The organism is Nitrospira moscoviensis (assembly GCF_001273775.1).
Classification (GTDB): Bacteria; Nitrospirota; Nitrospiria; order Nitrospirales; family Nitrospiraceae; genus Nitrospira_D; species Nitrospira_D moscoviensis.
In genome coordinates this window covers 2,298,119-2,320,889 of sequence record NZ_CP011801.1, presented here as the reverse complement: position 1 = coordinate 2,320,889, position 22,771 = coordinate 2,298,119, and the positions used below count along the sequence as shown (strand labels likewise).

The window sequence follows — 22,771 nt, the reverse complement described above, 5'->3', positions numbered from 1 at the left end:
GAAGCTCCGCTCCCCTTGCTCCGCGGCGATCCGGGAGAAGTCGGCAGAGGAATCGGGCGCGACGCCGCATCGCCCGCGTGCCGCGACATCGAGTGAACGGAATGTCTCGTTCGTGTTCGTCCCGAGTTGCGGCCGGGGCGCGGGATCAGCCGAAGATCGAAAGGACCGGAGGATGAAACGGAACGGTGATCAGAAGCGGACGAAGCGGGACATATTGGGTGTCGGAGGCTGTTTCGGCTTCGCTCGACGGAGCGAGGTCGATGACGGGCGGAAGAAGCGCAAACCCTTCAAGGACGGAGGCGCCCAGGAGGTCGGACGGGCCATCCGGACTGAGGAGGGTGGCCGGCACGCCCAGCATCTGCACCATCACACAGAGACAGAGCAGCACCATCACCACGGCGCCGCCAGCCCTCGCTCGTCGGGTCCAACTAGGGGAGTTCATAGTCGCGATCATACTCCGCCGGGTAGGCTAGAGCAAGATTCACCATCGCTCGTCGGCCCGCCCTTGACCCTCGGATTTTCGTCGGATACCATCACGCCATGACACGGGTCATGATCGTCGCCGTCTTCACGGCGCTGTTCTCTGTTCTGGTCTTCAACGCGCGTCCGGCCGCCGCCGAAGCGCCGGCGTTCGACCCCGATCAGCCCTTTCGCGAATCCCTCAGCACCCATATGCTCCGGTCGCTGTTGAATCGGGCGATGGATATTCTCGAGGATCACGTCCAAATCGATGGCGCCCTGCCTGATTCAGAATCGAAAGGCGATCGGCGCGGGCGTCTCGAGTTGAAACTCTATCCCAAGGGCAAGTCCAAATCGGACGAGCACGTGAAGGCCGAAGGCTGGTTCTCTCATTCACCCGAGTCGGGCTGGCACGACTTTCATTTCCGCTTCAAACATCCCCGCAAACATTCTTCCGAGGATCACCCCAAACCAGGTGAGACGCTATAGGCGCCGCCCGCCTGGTCGCCCGCAAGCTCCCCGGCTCCATTGACAACACAGAGGCTTCTTGGGCTATGGTGGCCTTCGCGTGCACACGGGTACGGTCCCACTATCGCCATGCCTATCACCGTAGTCGACCCCGGGATCTCGAGAGCCGATCTGCACGCAATGGCCGAGCGTCAGTTCGGCGATATGGTCAAAGCGGTCGTTGACGTGGAACGCGGAGTGATGGCGCTCGGCGGGGATCTCCACGCGGACGAGGAAGCCGTGCTCTTGGACCAAGGCTCCCACCAACGTCATTTGTGGGGCATCAACCTCTATCCTGATCAATCCGATGAGACGTGGATCGAATTCGATTCGATGATCACTGTGCGGCCGTCCAGCGGGAACCGGTCACGCTGCGTCGAAAGTCCTTCGATCAGAGAAGCCGTGATCGCGGTGGTGAATAGATTGGTGACGAGTTAGATCATGACCCATCACCATGCCGGCCTTGCGGCAGGCCGCTGGTATACGATGTCGCTGGTTGAGCAACTCGCGAATGTGGGCAGTGAGGTCGGGCGCGCCCATCGCTGGCAGGCCAAGGACGCGCAGCAGTGCGAGAAGGCCTTCGTGCGGGCGCTGGAACTCCTTGATCTCACCATCGGCGATCCGCGGTGGAAGGGCCGCCGGAAAGAGTTGACGCGTGCGCGCGAGCTGTTGTGCGACGCCATGTTCGGCGGGAAAGAGTATCACAGCGATTTCGCCGGTCTGGAGCGGTACTTTTTCCCCTTCGCCGTCGCCGCGCGAGCGGGGCGCTGAGCCGGCCGGTTTGGACGACCTCCTCAAATTAGGCTAGGTTTCCCTAGCTCGCTTCGCTATAATCCCCCCGCCCAAATTCCATCCCTAATCGAGGTAGGAGATCCCATGGCGGAGAAAGACGACAAGAAGCGCGCGTTGGATTTGGCCCTGTCCCAGATCGAGAAGCAGTACGGGAAGGGCGCGATCATGAAGCTGGGGGCCGACGAGAAACCGGCGGACGTCCCGGCGATTTCCACCGGTTCGCTGGGGCTCGACATTGCGCTGGGCGTCGGCGGCCTCCCCCGCGGTCGGGTCATCGAGATTTTTGGCCCTGAAGCGTCGGGCAAGACCACGTTGACGCTCCATTGTATCGCCGAAGTGCAGAAGACGGGCGGCGTCGCGGCCTTCATCGACGCGGAGCATGCGCTCGACCTCACCTATGCGCGCAAATTAGGCGTGCAGGCCGACGATCTGCTGGTCTCGCAGCCGGATACAGGCGAACAGGCCCTGGAAATCGCCGAGACGCTGGTGCGCAGCGGGGCGATCGATTTGATCGTCGTGGATTCCGTCGCCGCGCTGACGCCGCGCGCGGAAATCGAGGGCGAGATGGGCGACGCCCACATGGGCTTGCAGGCGCGGCTTATGTCGCAGGCCCTGCGCAAGCTGACCGGGGCCATTTCCAAATCGCTCACGACGGTCATCTTCATCAATCAGATCCGCATGAAGCTCGGCGTGATGTTCGGTAATCCCGAGACGACCACGGGCGGCAACGCGCTCAAATTCTATTCCTCGGTCCGCCTCGACATCCGGCGCATCGAATCCATCAAAGAAGGCCAGGACGTGATGGGCAGTCGGGTTCGCGTCAAGGTCGTGAAAAACAAAATGGCGCCGCCCTTCAAGCAGGCGGAGTTCGACATCATGTTCGCCGAAGGCATCTCGAAGACCGGTGAGCTGGTGGACTTGGGCGTCGACAAGCGGGTGATCGAGAAGTCGGGCGCCTGGTACTCCTATAAAGGAGAGCGGATCGGGCAGGGGCGGGAGGCGGCCCGCGACTTCTTGAAGAACAATCCCGCCACGGCGCGCGACATCGAAGCGAAGCTGCGGGAGCTGGCCGGCGTGCCGGCGCGCGGCGACAAAAAAGCCGAGGCGAAGGATGAGAAGCCGGCGCCGCAGCGGGAAGACAAGCGGGCGCACAAGTAGGCGCTCCCTTCCGTGAGCCCCCGCCGCCGGACCGCCGCTCTTTCACCGGATCAGTGGATGGATCTGGCGGTGCGCTATCTGGCCCGGTGGGACCGCACGGTCGCCCAGGTCGAGCAGTTTCTCCTTCATCGAGGGGCTTCGCCCACCCAAGCCCAACACGTCATCCGCCGCTTGTCCGGTCTCCGGTACCTTGACGATCACGCCTACGCCGAACGGTGGATCGAGCGCCGCTTGGCCCGCCACCCGATGGGGCGGGCCAGACTGAAGGCCGAGCTGCGGGCCCGCGGCGTTGCAGAATCGCTTGCGGACGAAGTGACGGATCGGGTCGTACAGGCGGCCGACGAGGAAGATCTGGCGCGCCGGGCGCTGAAGACCAAGCAGCGGAAGGGACGTCGCTACAAGCCGGCCCAGGCCGTGCGCCTCCTACGTCAGTGGGGTTTCGAGGAGGAGACGATCGCCCGTATAATAAAGCTCCGCGATGAACCTGAATGAAAGACAGGACATATGAAGAATAGCGCGCACGAGCTTCGCCAAGCCTTTATCCGGTATTTCGAGCAGCAGGGGCATCAGGCCGTTCCGAGCTCGCCGTTGATTCCACAGGCCGATCCGACGCTGCTGTTCACCAATGCCGGCATGAATCAATTCAAACGGGTCTTTCTGGGTGAAGAGACGCGGCCCTATACACGCGCCGTGAGCGTCCAGAAATGTCTCCGCGCCGGCGGCAAGCACAACGATCTCGAAAACGTCGGCTACACGCGCCGGCACCACACCTTCTTCGAGATGCTGGGCAATTTTTCATTCGGCGACTATTTCAAGGAAGACGCGATCCGCTTCGGCTGGGAATTTCTGACAGAGACGGTGGGGCTCGCCAAGGACCGCATGTGGGTCACGATCTTTCGGGAAGACGACGAAGCCGACCGGCTCTGGAAGAAAATCGGCGTGTCCCCGTCGCGCATCGTCCGGTGCGGCGAGAAGGACAACTTTTGGCAGATGGCCGATACGGGTCCTTGCGGCCCCTGCTCGGAAATCCATTTCGATCAGGGACCGTCCGTGCCCGGCGACGACACACCCAACGGAGAAGGCGACCGCGTCATCGAGATTTGGAACCTCGTGTTCATGCAGTTCAACCGCGACGCCTCCGGCCGGTTGAATCCGCTGCCCAAGCCCAGCATCGACACCGGCATGGGATTGGAACGGCTGGCGGCCGTCGCACAGGGGGTTTACAGCAATTACGACAGCGATCTCTTTACTCCCATCTTGGCCGCCATCGCGAAACGCGCCGGCACCGGCTACGGCGCGCACGCGAGCGGCGACCGCTCCATGCGCGTCATCGCCGACCACTTGCGCGCGATCACCTTTTTGATGGCGGACGGCGTCTTGCCCTCGAACGAAGGCCGCGGGTACGTGCTGCGGCGCATCCTGCGCCGCGCCGCCCGGCATGGACGGCTGCTCGGGATCACTGAGCCGTTCCTCTACGAGCTGAGCGGCGTCGTGGTCGAGGTGATGGCAAGCGCCTATTCCGAGCTGCGCGCGGCGGCCGGCACCGTTTCGGAAGCGACGCGCGGCGAAGAAGAGCGGTTCATCGCCACGCTCGATCAAGGCTTGCCGATTCTCACCGACCTCATGGCGAAAACCAAGTCGGCCGGCCGAACGATCCTGCCGGGCACCGAGGTCTTCAAGCTCTACGATACCTACGGCTTCCCGATGGATCTGATCCAGGAAGCCTGCCGGGAGCAGGGGATGACGGTCGATGAAGCGGGATTCGAACGGGCGATCGAGGAGCAGCGCACTCGCGCCAGGAAGACCGGCGGATTCGAGCAGGAAACGGCCCGCCCCGCGGTGGCGGACTTGGCGGGACGGCTCGGCGCCACGAAGTTCGTGGGCTATGACCGTCTGGAAGCGGACAGCGTCCTGCAGGCCATCCTCAAAGGCGAGCGGATGGTCAAGGAAGCGGTGGAGGGCGATGCCGTCGAGCTGGCCCTGGACGTCACGCCGTTCTACGCCGAGGGCGGCGGCCAAGTCGGCGATCAAGGCGTGCTGGTCGGCCCGGAGGGACGAGTCGAGATCAAGGAAACCATCAGGCCGGCGCCGACGCTGATCCTACACAAGGGCGTCGTGAGCAAGGGCCGGATCCGGGAAGGCGAACAACTGCATCTGACGGTCAACAGCGTGACCAGGCAGGACGCGGCGCGCAACCATACGGCGACCCATCTCGTCCATGCGGCTCTGCGCGACCTGCTCGGCCCCCACGTCAAACAATATGGGTCGCTGGTGGCGCCGAACCGGCTGCGGTTCGACTTCGCGCATTTCCGCCCGCTGTCCTCCCGCGACATCGACGATATCGAGGCGACGGTCAATGAAGAGATTCGCAGGAACGAGCAGGTGCGCGCGGAAGTCATGAGCCTGCAGGATGCCGTGGCGAACGGCGCGCTCGCGTTCTTCGGCGACAAGTATGGCGATCAGGTGCGCGTCGTGACGGTCGATTCGTTCAGCAAGGAACTGTGCGGCGGGACGCACTGCCGGCACACCGGCGAGATCGGCTTGTTCCGCATCGTGTCCGAGACCGGCGTGGCGGCCGGCGTCCGGCGCATCGAAGCGCAGACGGGGAGCGGCGCGCTGGCGATGATGAAAAAGCTGGAAGCGGAGGTCCGCGAGCTGTCCGAGTTGCTGAAAGTCGGGCCGTCCGAGGTCATCAACAAGACCCGCAAGGTCATGGCGCAGCTCAAGGAGAAGGAGCGGGAGCTGGAAGAGCTGAAGCTCAAGATGGCGAGCGGGTCTGCGGTCACGTCGACCGCGAAAACGATCGCGGGCGTCCCGGTGCACGTGCAGCGCACGGACGGGCTGGACGTCACTGCCATGCGCGCGCTGGCCGATCAGTTGCGCGACAAACTCAAGAGCGGGGTGGTGGCGCTCGGCGCCGCGACCGACGACGGCAAAGTCGTCCTGCTCGTCGTCGTCACGAAGGATCTGGCCGCGAAGGTGAAAGCCGGCGACCTGGTCAAAGTCATGGCGGCCGAAGTGGGCGGCACCGGCGGCGGACGTCCAGAAATGGCGCAAGCCGGGGGCAAAGATCCTTCCAAGCTCGATGCGGCGCTTGAAAAGATTTTTGGTCTGGTCGAAACGTCACTCCAGCGGTAAACTCATGGCTAGCCGCATTCTCGCCCTGGATCACGGCACGAAGCGGATCGGCGTCGCACTGAGCGATGAGCTCGGGTGGACGGCCCAGCCGTTGGAAACCTACGAACGGCGCACGCTGGATCGGGACATCGCCCATATACAGGAGCTCGTGCAGACGCACGACGTCGGGCGGGTCCTGCTGGGATTGCCGTTGAGGCTCAGCGGCGAAGAGGGCCCGGCGGTGCAGGCGGTGCGGCAGTTTGTAGAGCGGCTTGCGGCCTCGCTGCCCGTCCCAGTCATCACCTGGGACGAGCGGATGACGACCAAAGCGGCGGAAGAGCTGCTGATCGCCGCGGACATGAGCCGCAAGAAACGCAAGGGCGTCGTGGATCGGGTGGCCGCCGCGATTCTCCTCCAGAGCTATCTGGAGGCGCAGGCCGAGCCGGCGTCGCCGGCCGCCGCCGAAGTCCGAGCCGAGGATTGGGACTACTCCACCGAGACCGAGCCATCCGATGAGACTGCGCCTGATCCTGACCGTGCTCATCCTCGCCGTCGCGCTCGTCGGTCTGGCCGCCTACCAGATGATTCGCTGGGCTGAAGCGCCCGCCGTTCCCGAAAGCGCCCATCCTCCCGCCAAAGTCGTCGTCATTTCAGAAGGCGCGACCTTTCAGCAAGTCGCCGGCTTGTTGGAGCGGGAAGGGCTCATCAAGAGCCGCGCCGCCTTCGTATTGCTGGGAAAAGCGCAGACCGCGGAACGCAAGATCCTGCCGGGCGAATATGAATTGCACGCCGCCATGGCGCCGCAAGACATCCTGGCGAAGCTCTTGACCGGCCGCGTGGTGCTCCATCCCGTGACGATCCCCGAGGGCTATACCATGGCGCAGATCGCCGATGTGCTGGCGCAGCAGCGGATTGCGGACCGCGTCGAGTTTTTGCGGCTCGCGAACGATAAGGCGTTTGTCCAGTCGCTCGGGATCTCGGCCGAGACGCTGGAGGGGTATCTCTATCCGGACACCTACAAATTTTCCCGGCCGACCTCGGCGAAGGAGGTCGCCCGCGCGATGGTCGCGCGGTTCGGCCAGGTCTTCGGCGACGAGCTGCGCGCGCGCGCCGAGGAGTTGCACTTGACGGTGCATCACGTCGTCACGCTCGCCTCGGTCATCGAGAAAGAGACGGGGGCGGGGAACGAGCGGCCACAGATTTCGTCGGTGTTCCACAATCGCTTGAAGAAGCGGATTCCACTCCAAAGCGATCCCACGGTGATTTACGGGTTGACGAACTTCGACGGGAATTTGCACAAGAAGGACTTGTCGCATCCGAGCCCGTACAATACCTATCGCTGGACCGGCCTGCCGCCCGGCCCCATCGCGAGCCCCGGCCTCGATTCCATCCGCGCGGCCTTGTATCCCGCGCCCTCGGCCTACCTGTATTTCGTGTCGAGAAACGACGGGACGCACCAGTTCTCCTCCTCGCTCGTCGAGCACAACAAGGCGGTGGAGAAGTATCAGAAGCGGCCCTTTCGCCGCGGCGGCCATTCGCACGTCGACAGCGGGCCGCTCATGCCGGTTATCGAGAAGGAGGTGCATCCCTCATGAGCCAGTGGAACCTGCCTGCATTGATCGATCACACGGTGCTGCGGCCTGAGGCCACGAAGGCCGATGTCCTTCGGCTCTGCCACGAAGCGAAGGAGCTGGGGATGACCGTCATTTTCGTGCCGCCTTGTTACATCGATGAAGCCGTAGCGGCCGTGGCCGGGACTCCCATTCATGTCGGCATTCCCATCGGCTTTCCGCTGGGCGGCCATACCACCAAGGCCAAGGTGGCGGAGGCGACCGAGGCGGTGGCGCGCGGCGCGCTGGTGCTGGATATGGTCATCAATGTCAGCCGGCTCAAGTCCGGCGATCACGACTACGTACGGTACGATATCGCCGAAGTCGTCCGCGCGACACCGCGCGTCGAACATAAAGTGATTCTTGAGACCTGTTATTTGACCAGGCAGGAAAAGCTGACGGCTTGCGCGCTTGTGGTCGAGGCCGGCGCGGAATACGTCAAGACATCGACCGGCTTTGGCGCGGGTGGTGCCACGGTTGAGGATGTCCGTCTCATGAACGAAGCGGTGGCGGGGCGGGCGAAAGTCAAAGCGTCCGGCGGGATCAGGGATTGGAAGACGACGCAAGCCATGCTGGAAGCCGGCGCCGACCGTATCGGCACGAGCGCAAGCGTGAAGATCTTGGAAGAATGGAAGCAGGCGGAGAGGCCTGCATGATCAATCGGGTCATTCTGTTCGTCATCGATGGAGTGGGTATCGGTTCGCTGCCGGATGCAGCGGACTACGGCGACGCCGGCGCGAACTCCTTGGCGCATCTTGCCGACGCCGTCGGCGGTCTGGACCTTCCCAATCTGGAAGCGCTCGGCCTGGGACACCTCGTACAGATCTCGGGGGTTCGCACGATGGCCCAGCCCAACGGCTGCTTCGGCCGCCTGGGCTTCGCCTCGCAGGGAAAAGATTCGATCGCCGGGTATTGGGAAACGAGCGGCGTCATCCTGCGCGCCTGGCCGACCCGCTACCGCACCGGCGTCCCACCGGACGATATCGCCGCGCTCGAGCAGGCGTTCGGGCGGAAAGCGGTCGGCGCTCGCCCCAGCTCGTTGGCCGCTATGCTGGCGGAGTATGGCGAGGAACATCGCGCCGCCGGCAGTGTGATCGTCTGGACGGATGGCGAACGCACCTGCCATGTCGCGGTTCACGAGGCGGTTCTCCCGGCGGCGGATCTGTATCAGCGGTGCCGGGACGCCAAGAAAGCGTTGAAGGGAAGCGGCGGGCCGATTCGGATCGTCGCCCATTCGTTTGCGGGCGAGGCCGGGCGCTATCGTGCGGCGGGTCGAACGGATCTGGTGTCCGAGCCGCCTGGGGTCACCATGCCGGATCAGCTGAATCGGTCCAGCCAAATCATCATGGGCGTCGGCAAGGTCCATGGCCTTTTCAGCGGCCGCGGATTCACGCGGTCGTTTCCCGCCGCCTCCGTCACCGGCGCGTTCGATGAGACGTTGGGGATGTTGAATAAAGTTCCTCGCGGTTTGCTCTATGTGAGTCTCGGTCCGTTGCCGGAAGAGGCGGCCGACGCCGCAGCCAGTCTTCAGGCGCTCGACCGCCGGTTGCCCGACCTGTTCGACCGGCTCCGCGTCGGGGATGTGGTGTTCATCACGGCCGACCATGGTCGAGACTTGTCGAAGCCCGCCAAGTTGCCGACGCGGGAATATGCACCGTTGCTGGTGACCGGGCCGAAGCTCGCGCAAGGCGTGAATCTGGGGACCAGAGCCACGGCGGCCGATCTGGGGCAGACGGTTGTAGACGCGCTCCGAGCGGAGCGGCTGCCGGTGGGGGACAGTTTCTTGGAAGCGCTGCGGGCGGGGTGAGGGTAGAGGGATAGCGGGGTAACGGGGTATGGGGTAATGGGAGAGGCGGAATGTCGTACGAGAATACGCTGAAAGAGCTGGGCATCACGCTGCCGGCGCCGCCGAAGCCGCTGGCCACCTACATCCCCGCCGTCCGGGTCGGGAATCTCGTGTTCTTGTCGGGTGTCCTGCCGTCACGCGACGGGCAGCTCGTCATGACCGGCAAACTCGGTCTACAGCTGTCCATCGAGCAGGGCATGGAGGCGGCGCGAGTGGCGCTGCTGAACGGCTTGGCGATCATCCGGAGCGAGCTGGGATCGCTGGACCACGTGAAACGCATCGTGAAGATGGTCGGCCATGTCGCATCGGCGCCGGGATTCGCCGACCAGCCGCAAGTCCTCAACGGCGCCTCCGATCTTCTCGTCGCCGTCTTCGGCGATGCCGGCCGCCACGCCCGCGTGGCCGTCGGGGCCGCCGAGCTGCCCCGCCAGGCGCCGGTGGAAATCGAGCTGATCGTGGAAGTGCGGTCCTAGCGCCCGCCCGCCTTGACACTCGAAAAAATCGCTTGTTATAGTCGCTGGTCCCTCGCTTCACGTCGCCCCCGGTTTGCCCTTCCCGAGTCCGGTGCGTGGGGTCTCGTGCCACGCGCAGGGACCACTTTCAGCAGCGCGATGTGCGATGTTTTTTGCCGGCTTGACCATTTATTTTGATAAACAGGAGAAGGATTATGATCTCTCTGCGGGTATCACTGTCGGCAGCCATCCTGTTGAGCGCCGCCCTGGGTCTGGCCCAGGCCGCCGCTCCGGCCATTGAATTGTCCTCCAAATCTGCGACTCCCGGCGCCACGCTCTCGCTCACCGGCAAAGGCTTCGGCCCGTTCAAATCGGTCCAGACGAACAAGGTCACGGTGAACGGCGTCCCGGCGCTCGTGCAGCGGTGGGAACCGGATCTGATCGAGGTCAAGGTTCCGTTCAAGGCGACCAGCGGTCCGGTCGACGTGCTGATCGGGAAGAAAAAGCTGTCGGCCGGCGCGATCGACATCGTGACGCCTCATATCGAGAGCGTCACGCCCACCGAGGCGGAGCGCGGCACGCTGCTCCAGATCGCGGGGAAGCATTTCGGCATGACGGCCGGCTCGCGCGATCCCAATACGATGTTCGGCGTGAACGACGTGCTGGTCGGCGGCGTGGTCGTGCGGCCGCGCCGCTGGAAGGACGACAAGATCGAAGTCGAAATTCCGGCCAATGCGCAGAGCGGGGACGTCGCCGTCCGGCTGGCCTCGTCCGATCCCTTGCCGGACGGATCCTGCTGCGCCCCGGTCGAATATGTCGTGAGCAACAAAGTCCCGTTGACCTTGATCCCCTCCGTTCGCGTCGATCCGGTCAGCGGCCCGGTCGGCACGAAGGTCGTGTTGTTCGGCCAGGGATTCGGAGCGTCCAAAGGTCCGGACGATGCGGTGCTGCTCAACGGGCAGCCGACGACGGTGGCACAGTGGAAAGACGACGTGATCGTGGTGCATGTGCCCCTCGGCGCCGAATCGGGCCCGATGGTGCTGAAGAGCCAGGGCCGCCAGCGGACCGTCGCCGACTTTACCGTCCACACGCCGAAAGCCACGACGATGACGCCCGCCAGCGCGCCCATCGGCACCTTGGTCCGGATCAACGGCGAGCACTTCGGTTTCTACTCCGAGAGCGGCTCGACGCCGTACAACTTCATGGACTTCAACAAGGGCGAGAACCGGGTCGAAATCGGCGGCGTGCCGGCGGTCATCTATCGCTGGAACGACGACCGGATCGATGTCTGGGTGCCCTACAGCGCGAAGAGCGGCAAGGTGGTCATTTACCGTAGCGCGAATAAGCCGAACCCCGACGGCAGTTGCTGCGCGGAAAAAGGCACGATCGCGACGGAAGCCGGGGACTTCACCCTGGTGACGCCGGTCATTGAATCGTACGAGCCGAAATCGGCCGGCTTGGATGCGACGGTGACGATCAAGGGCAAGGGCTTCGGCACGTTCCTGAAAACAGCGGAACATACCGAATTGGGCCTGAGTCAGAAAGCCTACAAGCGGCGGACCGACGTGGAAATCAACGAGCCTGAGACGAGCGGGACGGTGCTGTCCAATGTCTCCCGCACGGAGGTGCTGTTCAACGGCGCGGCGGCGCTGGTGCAGTCCTGGACCGACAACGAGATCGTCGTCAAGGTGCCGCATCGCAACTTGTACGGCATCGGGAAGAAAGGCGAGTTCTTCGACAATCTCGCCACCGGCCCGCTGGTCGTCAGGCGCGGCTCCTGGGACGTGTTGCCGGACGGAACCTGCTGTTCGCCGAAACGGTGGTTGACCCTCGAAGCGGGGCAATTCACCATTGAGGCCAAAGGACTGCCGGATACCGGCTATTGGAACAATAACCGTCCGGACGCGAGCACCAATCAATAATGGGGCGCATGTTCGCGGGCGTGTCCCTGTGCCGGCCTCTCACGATGCTGCCGGCGCTCGTTCTCCTGTTCGTGGGGCTTGTCCCAACCGCCGGTCGCGCCGAAGCGTCTCTCGTGGTGCGCGCGCAGAAGAGCGCCACGGAAGCGACCTTGATGGCCATCCAGTTCCTCGATGCCACGACGGGTTGGGCGGTCGGGGCGGGCGGGACCGTCCTCAAAACCACCGACGGCGGCGGTCAATGGAAGAAAGTCTCCGCCGGTAGCTCGACTCTGCTGACCTCCGTATTTTTCGTCGACCAGAAACACGGTTGGATCACCGGGGCGGCCGGCACGTTGCGCCGGACGACGAACGGGGGCGACAGCTGGTCGGCAAAATCCGTCGAGACGCAACAGCCGCTCTACAACGTCTTTTTCTCCTCACCGCGGATCGGCTGGGTGGTCGGCGGAGGGGGGACGATTCTGCATACGAACGACGGCGGCGAACGGTGGGACGAGCAGGCCAGCGGGACGAACGCGGCGCTCTACTCGGTGCATTTCGTGAACGAGCGCCGGGGCACGGCGGTCGGCGCATTGGGCACGGTGCTTGCGACCGAGGACGGCGGCGCGACGTGGGTCGCCCAGGAAACTCAAGGGGCGGTCACGTTGTTCGATGTGTTTTTCACCGATCAATCCAACGGCTGGGCCGTCGGCAATGCCGGTGCGTTGTTTCAGACCACCGACGGCGGCAGTCGGTGGATCGATCGGACGTTGCCTTGCGGAAAAACCTGTACCAAGCTCATCGATTTGCTGAAAGTCCGCTTCACAAGCCCGCAAGCGGGCTGGATTGCCGGCGAGCGCGGCATGGTCTATCGGACGACGGATGCCGGATTCTCCTGGAGCGAAGGCCGGTCGGTCGCAAAGGTTTCGCTCTTCGGTCTCAGTTTCCCCACTCCTCATCGGGGGTGGGCCAGCGGCGAGAACGGGACCATCGTGCGCATCGACGCGGGACGGTAACGGTCCTGGCTCCTGTCCATCCAGGATACCCGTGGTTCATCCGAGGTTTCCCAATCTTGATTGAAGGATGCTCAGCGCCGCGATGGCGGCGGTTTCGGCTCGGAGAATTCTCGATCCCAACGTGACCGTGTTGTAGCCCTGCGCCGCCATAAAGCGCAGTTCTTCCTCGTCCCATCCTCCTTCCGGACCAATCAGAAGTAACACCGTGTGATCTGCTTCCACGGGCAGCGGCACAGCGGCCAGCGATGTCTTTGCCGACCGTTCGACCAAGGCGAGTTTCATCGCAGAGGCGGAAACAGCCGACACCTCGGTACAATCGACCGGTTCGTCAACCGTGGGAACAGTCCAACGTTCGGACTGCTGCGCCGCTTCCAATGCGATGCGTTGCCAGCGGGAGCGCTGATGTTCCATGCGGGACGGCTGTGGCCGTACGACACTGTGGCGAGTGACCAACGGCACGATCCGGTCCACGCCCAGCTCGGTCGCCTTCTGAATCACCCAATCCAACTTTTCGCCTTTGAGGAGGGCCTGGCACAACACGACAGAGGGAGCGGCGCGGGCGGGCTGGCGCTCTGAGCTGAGAATCCGGCCTTGGAGGACGCGGCCGGACAGGGCGGTGACGGTGACATGATGGCGGGAGCCGAGCCCATCGGCAACGACGATCTCCTCGCCGACTTTTATTCGAAGGCTGCGGAAATGGTCGAGGAGGGGGCCGGAGATCGAAAGGGTGGAGGTCGTCAGCTGCTCGGGGGGCAGAAAAAAAACCGGCATGGCCACCGTGCCGTCGGACGGCGGTCCGTCACTCGAAGAACGTCTTCATCTTGTCGAAGAACCCGTCCCCGTCCGGCTCCATCGACATGCCGCCCTCTTTGGCGAATTCCATCAGCAGCTCTTTCTGGCGCGCCGTCAACTTGGTCGGGATCTGGACTTTTATGGTGTAGAGATGATCGCCGGTCTGTCCGCCCTTCAGGCTTGGAATGCCGAGCCCTTTGAGCCGGAGCACCTTGTCGTGCTGAGTTCCCGGCGGAATTTTAATGACCGTGTTCCCTTTCAGGGTCGGGACTTCGACTTTGCCGCCCAAGATGGCGGTGACCAAATTGACCGGAACGTCGCACAGGATGTCCAACCCTTTCCGTTGGAAAATCGGATGGGGCTTGACCGTGATGGCGACATAGAGGTCTCCGGGCGGGCCGGCGTTCGAGCCGTGCTCGCCTTCGTTCGCCAGACGGAGCCGCATGCCGGTTTCGATGCCGGCCGGAATGTGCACTGCAATGGTCCGCTCTTTGTACACGCGCTGGCGGCCTTGGCAGGTTGGGCAGGGTTCCGTGATGATATGGCCCGCGCCCTCGCATTGGCCGCAGGGCCGGCTGACGCTGAAGAAGCCTTGCTGGAACCGAAGCTGGCCGGCGCCTTTGCAACTGGGGCAGGTCTTGATGGCCGACGCGGACTTGGCGCCGGTCCCTTTGCAATCGGTGCACATCTCCCATCGCGGGATTTTGAGCTTGGCGTCTTTGCCGTAGACCGCCTCTTCGAACGACAGCTCGAGATTGTACTGGAGGTCGTTGCCGCGTTCGGCGCGAGATCCTCCCCGGGTCTGCCCGAAAAAATCCTCGAAGATGTCGTTGAAGACGTCACCGAAGCCCGCGCCGCCGAAGCCGCCGAAACCCTCGAAGCCCGCCCCCTGCTGGGCGCCGGCATGACCGAACATGTCGTACCGCTTACGCTTGTCCTGATCGCTGAGGACCTCGTAGGCTTCATTGATTTCTTTGAACTTTTCTTCGGCCGCTTTTTTCTGATGCTCGCCGCTCTGCAAATCGGGATGGTGCTGCCGCGCCATCTTCCGATAGGCCTTCTTCAGCTCGTCATCCGAGACGTTTCGATCGACGCCGAGAATGTCGTAGTAGTCGCGTTTGGTCACAGCCGCCATGCGTTGGAGGTGAGTACAGAAAGACCGAGTCTCCGTGGTGACGGAAACTCGGTCTGCCTGGGATTATTGTAAGCTACTTCTTGTCTTTGTCTACTTCTTCGAATTCCGCGTCCACGACTTTTTCGTCGGTCTTGGTCTCGCCGGCTCCGTTGCCGCCCGGCGCTGCGCCCTGCGCGCCAGTGGCCGAGGCCGCTTTCTTATACATCTCTTCGGCCAACTTGTGCGAAGCCGCCATCAGGGACTGTGTCGCGGACTCGATCGCTTCCGCGTCGGTGCCTTCGAGCGCCTTCTTCAACGCGCCGACGGCGTCCTGGATCTTGGTCTTCTCCTCCGGCGAGACTTTGTCTCCGTATTCCGAGATGTTTTTCTCGGTCTGGTAGATGAGGTTGTCCGCCTGGTTCTTGGCCTCCGCGAGCTTCCGCCGCTTCTTGTCCTCTTCGGTGTGGGCCTGAGCGTCGCGCACGAGCTTCTCGACTTCCTCCTTGCTGAGGCCGCTGGACGCCGTGATCTTGATCGACTGCTCTTTCTGGGTCGCCAGGTCCTTCGCCGAGACGTGGACGATGCCGTTGGCGTCGATGTCGAAGGTCACCTCGATCTGCGGCATGCCGCGGGGCGCCGGCGGAATGCCGACGAGGTCGAACTGGCCGAGCAGCTTGTTGTCGTTGGCCATCTCGCGCTCGCCCTGGAAAACCCGGATCGTCACGGCTGTCTGATTGTCGGCCGCCGTCGAAAAGACCTGGCTCTTCTTCGTCGGCACCGTCGTATTGCGCTCGATCAGCTTGGTGAAGACACCGCCCAGCGTTTCGATGCCGAGCGAGAGCGGCGTCACGTCGAGCAAGAGGACGTCCTTCACTTCTCCCTTCAGCACGCCGCCTTGGATGCCGGCGCCGATGGCGACGACTTCGTCGGGGTTCACGCCGCGATGCGGGTCCTTTCCGAAGAAGTCCTTCACCACCTGAATCACTTTCGGCATGCGGGTCATGCCGCCGACCATGACGACTTCCTGGATATCCTTGGCCGTCACGCCCGCATCGGACAGCGCTTTCCGGCAGGGCTCGATGGTCCGCTGAATCAGATCGTCCACCAGCTGCTCGAGCTTGGCGCGTGTGAGCTTCGTGACCATGTGCTTGGGCCCGCTCGCGTCCGCCGTGATGAAGGGCAGGTTGATTTCCGTTTCCTGCGACGAAGACAGCTCGATCTTCGCCCGTTCGGCCGCTTCTTTCAGGCGCTGCAACGCCATCCGATCTTTCCGGAGGTCGATGCCCTGGTCCTTCTTGAATTCATCGACCAGCCAGTCCATCACCCGGAGATCGAAGTCGTCGCCGCCCAAATAGGTGTCGCCGTTGGTGGACTTGACCTCGAAGACGCCTTCCCCGATTTCGAGGATGGAGATATCGAACGTGCCGCCGCCCAAATCGTAGACGGCGATCCGCTCGTCCTTCTTCTTGTCGAGCCCGTACGCGAGCGAGGCTGCGGTCGGCTCGTTGATGATGCGCAGGACGTTCAGCCCGGCGATCTGCCCCGCGTCTTTGGTCGCCTGGCGCTGGCTGTCGTCGAAATAGGCCGGCACGGTGATGACCGCTTCCGTGACTTTTTCGCCGAGATAGTCTTCCGCCGTTTGGCGCATTTTCTGGAGGATCATCGCCGACACCTCAGGCGGACTGTAGCGCTTGCCGCGGAGCTCCACGTGCGCGTCGCCGTTGTCCGCTTCCACCACCTTGTAGGGCAGGCGCTTCATCGCTTCCTGCACTTCGCGGCTCTTGTACTTCCGGCCCATGAGCCGCTTGACGGAGAAAATGGTGTTCTCGGGATTGGTGATGGCCTGACGTTTGGCGATCTGACCGACGAGGCGTTCCCCTTTGTCGGTGATCGCGACGACGGAAGGAGTCGTGCGGCTCCCTTCGGCATTGGCAATCACGACGGGGTCGCCGCCGCTCATGATGGCCACGCAGGAATTGGTGGTGCCGAGATCGATACCGATGACTTTACCCATGGTCTACTCCTTCCTTCTCAGCCGTTACGCTGAGGTTTCTTCTCCATTCGATGGGGACGGACCGGATGAGACGGCCACCATCGCGGCCCGGATCGTCCGGTCATGGAGCCGGTAGCCCCGTTGATATTCCTCCGCGACGTGCTGCGCCGGAACCGTGTCCGACGCGATCTGCGTCACGGCCTGATGCGCGGCGGGATCGAACGGTTGCCCGACGGAATCGATCGTCTGCACGCCGAACTTGCTCAACGTGCCGGTCAGCTGTTTCAAGGTCAGCTCCACTCCCTGGACCAGGGCCCCGCTGCCCGTGCTGTCTCTTGCGGCCTTGATCGCCCGTTCGAGGTTATCCACCACCGGCAGAAGTTCCTTGACCAGTTGCTCGTTCCCGTACCGCACCTGTTCACGTTGGTCGCGTTGGGACAGCCGCTTATAGTTTTCGAACTCCGCCGCCAGCCGCATGTATTTGTCGTTCAGGGCCTTGCATTCCTCTTCTTTGGCCGCGAGCGCCTGCGCCGGCGACACCTCACCGTTCGCCTGCTCGGCACCGGCAGGTTCTCCGGCTAAGCCTTCAATTGTATTGGGGTTCTCGTCTTTGTCGCTCACGGTGAATCCTACACAACGGGCGAGATAGCCACAGGGCATTGGAAGTCAACGGCTTTCCAGAGAAAAAAATCATAGGGGATGTGAAAAGCAGGGAGGAATCAGACCTGGACCGGTGGACAAGAGCCTCGCGCGAGCCGATAGAGCAATTCGAGTCCTTCCAGCGTGAGGAAGGGCTCGACCTGGTGGATGGTCGTCGTCTCCGGGACGATCACGGTCGCGAGGCCGCCGGTGGCGATCACATAGGTCGTACGTCCGAGCTCCCGCTCGATCCGTGTGACAAGGGCATCGACCAGCCCGGCATATCCATAGAGCAATCCGGCCTGGATACTGCCGGCCGTATCGGTCCCGATGACCGACTTCGGCCGCGTCAATTCGACTTTGCTGAGCTTGGCGGCGCGGGCAAACAGCGCGTCGGCCGAGATGCCGAGCCCCGGCGCGATGACGCCGCCCAGATACTCGCCGGACTTGGTGATGACGCAGAAGGTCGTGGCGGTGCCGAAGTCCACCACGATGAGATCCCGGCGGTACTTATGATACGCAGCGGCGGCGTTGACGATCCGATCGCTCCCGATTTCTTTCAGATTGGCATACTTGAGCGTCAAACCCGTCACAGTCTCCGAGGATACGATCAGCGGGGTCTGGCGAAAGAACGTACCGACCATCGCCTCGAACGTCCCGGTCAAGGCCGGTACCACGCTGGAGAGAATGGCGCCGTCGACCAGCGCGGGAATCTGCCCCGCATGGGCGAAGAGGGTGGAAAACAAGACGCCATACTCGTCGGCGGTTTTCTTGGCATCCGTCGCCAGGCGCCAATGGGCCACCAGCGTCGACCCTCGATACAGGCCCCAGACGATATTCGTGTTGCCGATGTCGATGGCAAGCAGCATGGCAGATGTATTCTAGCGTGCGGGTGACGGTTTGGCTACTCTCGGAGGTGCATCACGTCCGCGGCGCGGATTTCGACCGCGTCGCCATGAGTGTCGTCGAACGCGGACGAGGGGCGCACGAGGAGCGCGCCGTCGGGGCCGATGCCTTCGGCCAGGCCCAGCAGCTCCCGGGATTGGGCGAGTATGACGCGGACCCGTTTACCGAGAGTGGCGCAGGCCTGTGTATAGGCATGACGGAGCCGGCGCGGTCCCTCTGCGCCCAACTCGTCCAGCACCTGTTCGAGGTCGATCAGCAGTTGCGAGAGGAGGCGATTGCGGTCGATCGGCCGCTGCGTGTCTTCGATGAGCGAGCCTGCGATGCCGGCCAGTTCTGGGGGAAAGGCGGCAGGCGGTACGTTGACGTTGAGCCCGATGCCGATGACGACGAAGGGGCGCTTGCTGGGATCCATACCGTTCTCGCAGAGGATGCCGCCGATTTTTTTTTCATGGCACAGGAGGTCGTTGGGCCATTTGAGGAAGAGCCGGACACCCGCCGTCGTCCGGACCGCTTCCGTTATCGCGAGCGCTGAGGCGAGCGGAATCCAGGACAGCCAGTCGCTGAAGGAGAGATGCAACGGCTCTGATCGAATCACGACGGAACAATAGAGGTTCACCCCTCCGGGAGAAAACCACTCGCGGGCCCGCCGGCCCCGGCCGGCCGTCTGCCGGTCCGCCACGACCACCGTGCCGTGCTCGGCGCCGCTCTGTGCCAGCGCCATGGCTGCGTCGTTCGTCGAGGGAAGCTCGCGATGGAGGTGGAGATGCCGGCCCAGGTATGTCGTGGCAAGAGTGCTCCGAATGTCGTCGGCTGCGAGAGGAAGAGAGGCAGACGAGGTCATGATCGCCGCCGGCGCCGGGAGGACACCGCCGTCAACTCGAGACTCAAGGCGGCCGCCGGAGCGGAATGAGTCAAGGCTCCGATGGAAATCCGATCAGCTCCGGCCGCCGCCATGGCCCGCACATTCTTCAACGTGATGCCGCCCGAGACTTCCACCAGCGCCCGCCCCTTGATGAGCGCGACGGCGCGGCGGACCATCGCCGGCGTCATATTATCGAGCAGGATGATGTCCGCTTGTCCTTGCAAGGCTTGTCGAACGCCGGAGAGCGACTCGACTTCCACAATCGTCGGCAGCGTGCTCGGCGCCCGGGCGCCGGCGCGGTCGCACGCCGCCCGCACCGCGTCTTTGGATCGACCCAGCAGCGCCAAATGATTGTCTTTGATGAGGATGCCGTCTCCCAGCGACCGGCGATGATTGGTTCCGCCCCCGAGGGCCACCGCCCATTTCTGCAACGAGCGCCAACCGGGCAGCGTCTTTCTGGTGTCCAGGATCGTCACCGGATAGCCGTAGACCGCCCGGCAAAACTGCTGCGTGAACGTCGCGATGCCGGACAGATATTGCAAAAAATTCAGCGCCACTCGTTCGCCCTGTAAGATCGACCGGCCGTCGCCTTCGATGATGAGCAGCGTCTCGCCGTCAGCAGCTTGTTCGCCGTCCTTGCGGGACACCGACAGTCTCAATGAGGGATCGACCAGGGCAAAGGTTTGGACGGCGGCGGCCATCCCTGCGACGATGAGCTCCTGCTGCGCCACGATACGGGCTTTGGCCGGCACGGGCGCCGGAAAGAGCGCGGACGTGGTGAGATCTCCCTGAGCGAGGTCTTCTTCCACTCCGAGCCGGACGGCGCGGCGGATATCGGCGGCCGGCAGGGTGACCATGGATCAGGACCCGAGCATGGCCCGCAACTGCCGCTCGCTGCTCGCCAGCATCGTACGGTCGCCCGAGAGGGAATCGAGCCGCTGTCGATGGTCGGCAATGACGTCCGACGGCGCCTTGGCGACGAAGTCTTCGTTCTTCAGTTTGGCCGCGAGGCGCTGTGTTTCCCTGTCGGTTTCTCCGATTTGTTTGATCAGGCGCTCGAGCGCTTTCTTGAGATCCACGTCGCCTTCGACCTCCACGCCGACCGTCACCCCGCCGCTCACCAAACGCAGGACGCGATCTTTCGGCCAGTCGGAGACCGGCATGATCGAGGCCCGGCCTCGCCCGAGGTGCGCCAGATGCGGTTGCAGCGCCGCCAACGACCCCGCTGAGTGAGAGTCATCCTGGGCCACGAAGAATCGCACGTCCTTCCCGGGCGGATAATTCAAGAGCACGCGCGCGGTGCGCACCAGACCGACGCTGTCTTCGAGGAGGCGGAAGCGCGCCTCCGCCTCCGGATCGTGACGGTCCGGTACGACGGCGGGGTAGGGCTGCAGCACGATGGTCTCGCCACGGTGAGGCAGCGTCTGCCAAATCTCTTCGGAGATGAACGGCATGAACGGGTGCAGCAGGCGGAGCCAGATTTCCAGCGTGTCTTCCAACGTCCGGCGGGCGGACGGAGCGTCCGGGTGATCCGGATTCTGCAGGACGGGCTTGATCAGCTCCAAATACCAATCGCAGTACTCATGCCAGAAGAATTGATAGAGCGCGTTCGCGGCGCGATCGAAGCGGTAGTCCTCCAGCTCGCCCGTGACGGTGCGAATCGCATGGTTCACGCGACTCAGAATCCAGCGGTCGGGGAACGAGCGCTGAGCCGGCGGGCGCGCTTCTTTCGGTCCGTCGAGATAGAGATGGGCGAAGCGGGCCGCGTTCCAAATCTTGTTCGCGAAATTCCGGTAGCCCTCGATACGTTCTTCGGCCAGCTTGATGTCGCGGCCCGGCGACGCCATCGAGGCGAGCGTGAAGCGCAACGCGTCCGTGCCGAACTGCTCCATCATGTGGAGCGGATCGATCACGTTGCCCTTGGACTTGCTCATCTTCTGGCCCTCGGCGTCGCGGACGAGGGCGTGGATGTAGACGTCCTTGAAGGGCACGTCCCCCATGAATTTCAGGCCGAACATGATCATGCGGGCGACCCAAAAGAAGAGAATGTCGAAACTCGTGACGAGCGTGGATGTCGGATAATAGGTTTTCAACTCGACGGTCCGGTCCGGCCAGCCCAAGGTGGAAAAGGGCCAGAGCCCGGAGGAGAACCAGGTGTCGAGCACGTCCGGGTCGCGGAGCAGCTCCGTGCCGCCACACGACGGGCAGCGAGCCGGCGCCGTTTTGGCGACGATCGGCGTAGCGCCCTGCAGAATCGTCGTTCGATTGCCGGCGGTGATCATGTGACCGGCGTTACAGGCCAGACAGTACCAGGCCGGAATCTGGTGCCCCCACCAAATCTGACGCGAGATGCACCAGTCCTTGATATCCCGCATCCAGCCCAAATAGTTGTTGACCCAGCCTTCGGGGATGACGCGGATTCTGCCCGTCTCCACCGCTTCGATGGCCGGCTTGGCGAGCGGCTTGATATCGACGAACCACTGGGGGGAAAGATAGGGCTCTACCACGGTCTTGCAGCGGTAGCAGCGCCCCACGGCCATCTTGTGGTCTTCGACGGCGACCAGCGCGCCGCGCGCGCGAAGCATTTCTTCCACTTTCGGCCGCGCTTTAGCGACCGGCAGTCCCGACAGTTGCTCCCGCACATCCGTCTCAACTTGCGCCTGCTCAAGACGGGCGGGATCCAGCAGGGCTTGTTGATCCAAAATGGCGAGGCGCGGGAGTTGATGGCGTAGGCCGGCCTCATAGTCGTTGAAGTCATGCGCCGGTGTAATTTTGACTGCGCCGGTGCCGAACTCGCGATCGACGAGGATGGCATCGCCGACGATCGGAATAGTCCGCATCGTCAAGGGCAGGCACACCCGCTTGCCGATGAGATGGTTGTAGCGGGGGTCCTCCGGATGCACGGCGACCGCCGTATCGCCGAGCAGCGTTTCCGGCCTCGTGGTGGCGACCGTGAGGTGAATGGAGGGATCGTCTACCAGCGGATAGTCGATGGAATAGAGTTTCCCTTTCACCTCTTCGTGCTCGACCTCGATATCGGAGAGGGCCGTCAGGCAGCGGGGACACCAGTTGATCAGCCGCTCGCCCCGATAGATCAACCCGTCTTCGTAGAGGCGTACGAAGACTTCAAGCACCGCCTGCGACAGGCCTTCATCCATGGTGAACCGTTGGCGGTCCCAGTCGCACGATTCGCCGAGGCGCTTCTGTTGGCGCACGATCGTATCGCCGGACGTGGCTTTCCATTCCCACACGCGCTCAAGAAATTTTTCCCGTCCCAGTGCTTCACGCGAGGTGCCTTCCTGCATGAGCCGTTTTTCCACCACGTTTTGCGTGGCGATGCCGGCGTGGTCGGTGCCCGGCATCCACAGCACGTTGCGGCCTTGCATCCGGCGCCAACGGATCAGAATGTCCTGTAAGGAATGGTTCAGGGCGTGGCCGACGTGGAGAAATCCGGTGACGTTCGGGGGCGGCAGCACGATGCAATAAGGTTCTCCGGGATGGTCGGGTGACGCGTGGAAATAGCCGCGTTCGATCCATTCCTTGGACCAGCGTTCTTCGACCGCTTTCGGCTCGTACGTTTTATCCAGATGCCGCGTTGCCATGATCCTGT

Annotated in this window: 22 protein-coding genes; 13 read left to right on the top strand and 9 right to left on the bottom strand. The window is 63.3% G+C overall.

All coding sequences use genetic code 11. The features are described 5' to 3' along the window. Positions 1-145: 145 nt before the first annotated feature. Positions 146-442 (bottom strand): hypothetical protein, encoded by a 297-nt coding sequence (locus tag NITMOv2_RS11515; RefSeq protein WP_145976287.1) that lies wholly within the window; start codon positions 440-442, stop codon positions 146-148. Between the two features lie 98 nt (positions 443-540). Here NITMOv2_RS11515 and NITMOv2_RS11510 point away from each other — a divergent pair, with 98 nt between their 5' ends. The 13 genes from NITMOv2_RS11510 to NITMOv2_RS11450 all read left to right on the top strand — a co-directional run bounded on the left by NITMOv2_RS11510 (position 541) and on the right by NITMOv2_RS11450 (position 12,855). Further along, the gene (locus NITMOv2_RS11510) at positions 541-948 is read left to right on the top strand and encodes a hypothetical protein (protein WP_145976286.1); all 408 of its coding nucleotides are present in this window, start codon (positions 541-543) and stop codon (positions 946-948) included. Between the two features lie 108 nt (positions 949-1,056). Further along, positions 1,057-1,404 carry a DUF5674 family protein gene (locus NITMOv2_RS11505; RefSeq protein ID WP_274519462.1) on the top strand — a complete coding sequence of 116 codons (348 nt, stop codon included), beginning with the start codon at positions 1,057-1,059 and terminating at the stop codon, positions 1,402-1,404. 3 nt (positions 1,405-1,407) lie between these two features. Further along, positions 1,408-1,737, top strand: a complete 330-nt coding sequence (locus NITMOv2_RS11500; RefSeq protein WP_053379997.1) for a hypothetical protein — start codon at positions 1,408-1,410, stop codon at positions 1,735-1,737. Positions 1,738-1,842: 105 nt separating this feature from the next. Continuing rightward, the gene (recA, locus tag NITMOv2_RS11495; RefSeq protein WP_053379996.1) at positions 1,843-2,916 is read left to right on the top strand and encodes a recombinase RecA; all 1,074 of its coding nucleotides are present in this window, start codon (positions 1,843-1,845) and stop codon (positions 2,914-2,916) included. A 12-nt stretch (positions 2,917-2,928) separates the two neighbouring features. Then, positions 2,929-3,408 carry a regulatory protein RecX gene (locus NITMOv2_RS11490; RefSeq protein WP_145976285.1) on the top strand — a complete coding sequence of 160 codons (480 nt, stop codon included), beginning with the start codon at positions 2,929-2,931 and terminating at the stop codon, positions 3,406-3,408. 12 nt (positions 3,409-3,420) lie between these two features. After that, the gene (gene alaS, locus NITMOv2_RS11485) at positions 3,421-6,054 is read left to right on the top strand and encodes an alanine--tRNA ligase (protein ID WP_053379994.1); all 2,634 of its coding nucleotides are present in this window, start codon (positions 3,421-3,423) and stop codon (positions 6,052-6,054) included. Between the two features lie 4 nt (positions 6,055-6,058). Further along, positions 6,059-6,631, top strand: coding sequence for a Holliday junction resolvase RuvX (gene ruvX / locus NITMOv2_RS11480; protein WP_083447958.1), 573 nt, complete (start codon positions 6,059-6,061; stop codon positions 6,629-6,631). Beyond that, positions 6,546-7,628 (top strand): endolytic transglycosylase MltG, encoded by a 1,083-nt coding sequence (gene mltG / locus NITMOv2_RS11475; protein ID WP_083447957.1) that lies wholly within the window; start codon positions 6,546-6,548, stop codon positions 7,626-7,628. Before ruvX ends, mltG begins: the two co-directional genes overlap by 86 nt. Continuing rightward, positions 7,625-8,299: a deoxyribose-phosphate aldolase gene (gene deoC / locus NITMOv2_RS11470; protein ID WP_053379993.1), complete on the top strand. Its 675-nt coding sequence runs from the start codon at positions 7,625-7,627 to the stop codon at positions 8,297-8,299. Before mltG ends, deoC begins: the two co-directional genes overlap by 4 nt. Continuing rightward, entirely contained in the window at positions 8,296-9,450 is a 1,155-nt protein-coding gene (locus NITMOv2_RS11465) for a phosphopentomutase (protein ID WP_053379992.1), read from the top strand. The genes deoC and NITMOv2_RS11465 overlap by 4 nt, the downstream gene beginning before the upstream one ends. A gap of 50 nt (positions 9,451-9,500) precedes the next feature. After that, on the top strand, positions 9,501-9,962 hold the full coding sequence (locus NITMOv2_RS11460) for a RidA family protein (RefSeq protein ID WP_053379991.1): 462 nt from the start codon (positions 9,501-9,503) through the stop codon (positions 9,960-9,962). Between the two features lie 194 nt (positions 9,963-10,156). Continuing rightward, complete coding sequence (locus NITMOv2_RS11455; protein ID WP_053379990.1) at positions 10,157-11,863, top strand: IPT/TIG domain-containing protein; 1,707 nt, start codon at positions 10,157-10,159, stop codon at positions 11,861-11,863. Continuing rightward, entirely contained in the window at positions 11,863-12,855 is a 993-nt protein-coding gene (locus tag NITMOv2_RS11450; protein WP_053379989.1) for a YCF48-related protein, read from the top strand. The genes NITMOv2_RS11455 and NITMOv2_RS11450 overlap by 1 nt, the downstream gene beginning before the upstream one ends. Positions 12,856-12,891: 36 nt before the next feature. Here the strand turns inward: NITMOv2_RS11450 and NITMOv2_RS11445 are convergent, their stop codons facing one another. The 8 genes from NITMOv2_RS11445 to NITMOv2_RS11410 all read right to left on the bottom strand — a co-directional run bounded on the left by NITMOv2_RS11445 (position 12,892) and on the right by NITMOv2_RS11410 (position 22,763). Continuing rightward, positions 12,892-13,626, bottom strand: a complete 735-nt coding sequence (locus NITMOv2_RS11445) for a 16S rRNA (uracil(1498)-N(3))-methyltransferase (protein ID WP_053379988.1) — start codon at positions 13,624-13,626, stop codon at positions 12,892-12,894. A 28-nt stretch (positions 13,627-13,654) separates the two neighbouring features. After that, entirely contained in the window at positions 13,655-14,782 is a 1,128-nt protein-coding gene (gene dnaJ, locus NITMOv2_RS11440) for a molecular chaperone DnaJ (RefSeq protein WP_053379987.1), read from the bottom strand. A gap of 73 nt (positions 14,783-14,855) precedes the next feature. After that, the gene (gene dnaK / locus NITMOv2_RS11435; RefSeq protein ID WP_053379986.1) at positions 14,856-16,775 is read right to left on the bottom strand and encodes a molecular chaperone DnaK; all 1,920 of its coding nucleotides are present in this window, start codon (positions 16,773-16,775) and stop codon (positions 14,856-14,858) included. Positions 16,776-16,799: 24 nt separating this feature from the next. Then, positions 16,800-17,375 (bottom strand): nucleotide exchange factor GrpE, encoded by a 576-nt coding sequence (grpE, locus tag NITMOv2_RS11430; protein ID WP_053379985.1) that lies wholly within the window; start codon positions 17,373-17,375, stop codon positions 16,800-16,802. A 98-nt stretch (positions 17,376-17,473) separates the two neighbouring features. Continuing rightward, complete coding sequence (locus NITMOv2_RS11425) at positions 17,474-18,262, bottom strand: type III pantothenate kinase (RefSeq protein ID WP_053379984.1); 789 nt, start codon at positions 18,260-18,262, stop codon at positions 17,474-17,476. Positions 18,263-18,297: 35 nt separating this feature from the next. Next, the gene (locus NITMOv2_RS11420) at positions 18,298-19,140 is read right to left on the bottom strand and encodes a biotin--[acetyl-CoA-carboxylase] ligase (RefSeq protein ID WP_083447954.1); all 843 of its coding nucleotides are present in this window, start codon (positions 19,138-19,140) and stop codon (positions 18,298-18,300) included. Beyond that, entirely contained in the window at positions 19,137-20,018 is an 882-nt protein-coding gene (gene nadC, locus NITMOv2_RS11415; protein WP_053379982.1) for a carboxylating nicotinate-nucleotide diphosphorylase, read from the bottom strand. Before nadC ends, NITMOv2_RS11420 begins: the two co-directional genes overlap by 4 nt. Before the next feature lie 3 nt (positions 20,019-20,021). Continuing rightward, positions 20,022-22,763 (bottom strand): valine--tRNA ligase, encoded by a 2,742-nt coding sequence (locus tag NITMOv2_RS11410; RefSeq protein WP_053379981.1) that lies wholly within the window; start codon positions 22,761-22,763, stop codon positions 20,022-20,024. Positions 22,764-22,771: the final 8 nt, after the last annotated feature.

Coding starts and splice junctions, on each gene's coding strand:
- NITMOv2_RS11515 (WP_145976287.1), bottom strand. CDS start 442: ATGAACTCCCCTAGTTGGACCCGACGAGCGAGGGCTGGCGGCGCCGTG.
- NITMOv2_RS11510 (WP_145976286.1), top strand. CDS start 541: ATGACACGGGTCATGATCGTCGCCGTCTTCACGGCGCTGTTCTCTGTT.
- NITMOv2_RS11505 (WP_274519462.1), top strand. CDS start 1,057: ATGCCTATCACCGTAGTCGACCCCGGGATCTCGAGAGCCGATCTGCAC.
- NITMOv2_RS11500 (WP_053379997.1), top strand. CDS start 1,408: ATGACCCATCACCATGCCGGCCTTGCGGCAGGCCGCTGGTATACGATG.
- recA (WP_053379996.1), top strand. CDS start 1,843: ATGGCGGAGAAAGACGACAAGAAGCGCGCGTTGGATTTGGCCCTGTCC.
- alaS (WP_053379994.1), top strand. CDS start 3,421: ATGAAGAATAGCGCGCACGAGCTTCGCCAAGCCTTTATCCGGTATTTC.
- ruvX (WP_083447958.1), top strand. CDS start 6,059: ATGGCTAGCCGCATTCTCGCCCTGGATCACGGCACGAAGCGGATCGGC.
- mltG (WP_083447957.1), top strand. CDS start 6,546: ATGAGACTGCGCCTGATCCTGACCGTGCTCATCCTCGCCGTCGCGCTC.
- deoC (WP_053379993.1), top strand. CDS start 7,625: ATGAGCCAGTGGAACCTGCCTGCATTGATCGATCACACGGTGCTGCGG.
- NITMOv2_RS11465 (WP_053379992.1), top strand. CDS start 8,296: ATGATCAATCGGGTCATTCTGTTCGTCATCGATGGAGTGGGTATCGGT.
- NITMOv2_RS11460 (WP_053379991.1), top strand. CDS start 9,501: ATGTCGTACGAGAATACGCTGAAAGAGCTGGGCATCACGCTGCCGGCG.
- NITMOv2_RS11455 (WP_053379990.1), top strand. CDS start 10,157: ATGATCTCTCTGCGGGTATCACTGTCGGCAGCCATCCTGTTGAGCGCC.
- NITMOv2_RS11450 (WP_053379989.1), top strand. CDS start 11,863: ATGGGGCGCATGTTCGCGGGCGTGTCCCTGTGCCGGCCTCTCACGATG.
- NITMOv2_RS11445 (WP_053379988.1), bottom strand. CDS start 13,626: ATGCCGGTTTTTTTTCTGCCCCCCGAGCAGCTGACGACCTCCACCCTT.
- dnaJ (WP_053379987.1), bottom strand. CDS start 14,782: ATGGCGGCTGTGACCAAACGCGACTACTACGACATTCTCGGCGTCGAT.
- dnaK (WP_053379986.1), bottom strand. CDS start 16,775: ATGGGTAAAGTCATCGGTATCGATCTCGGCACCACCAATTCCTGCGTG.
- NITMOv2_RS11425 (WP_053379984.1), bottom strand. CDS start 18,262: ATGCTGCTTGCCATCGACATCGGCAACACGAATATCGTCTGGGGCCTG.
- NITMOv2_RS11420 (WP_083447954.1), bottom strand. CDS start 19,140: ATGACCTCGTCTGCCTCTCTTCCTCTCGCAGCCGACGACATTCGGAGC.
- nadC (WP_053379982.1), bottom strand. CDS start 20,018: ATGGTCACCCTGCCGGCCGCCGATATCCGCCGCGCCGTCCGGCTCGGA.
- NITMOv2_RS11410 (WP_053379981.1), bottom strand. CDS start 22,763: ATGGCAACGCGGCATCTGGATAAAACGTACGAGCCGAAAGCGGTCGAA.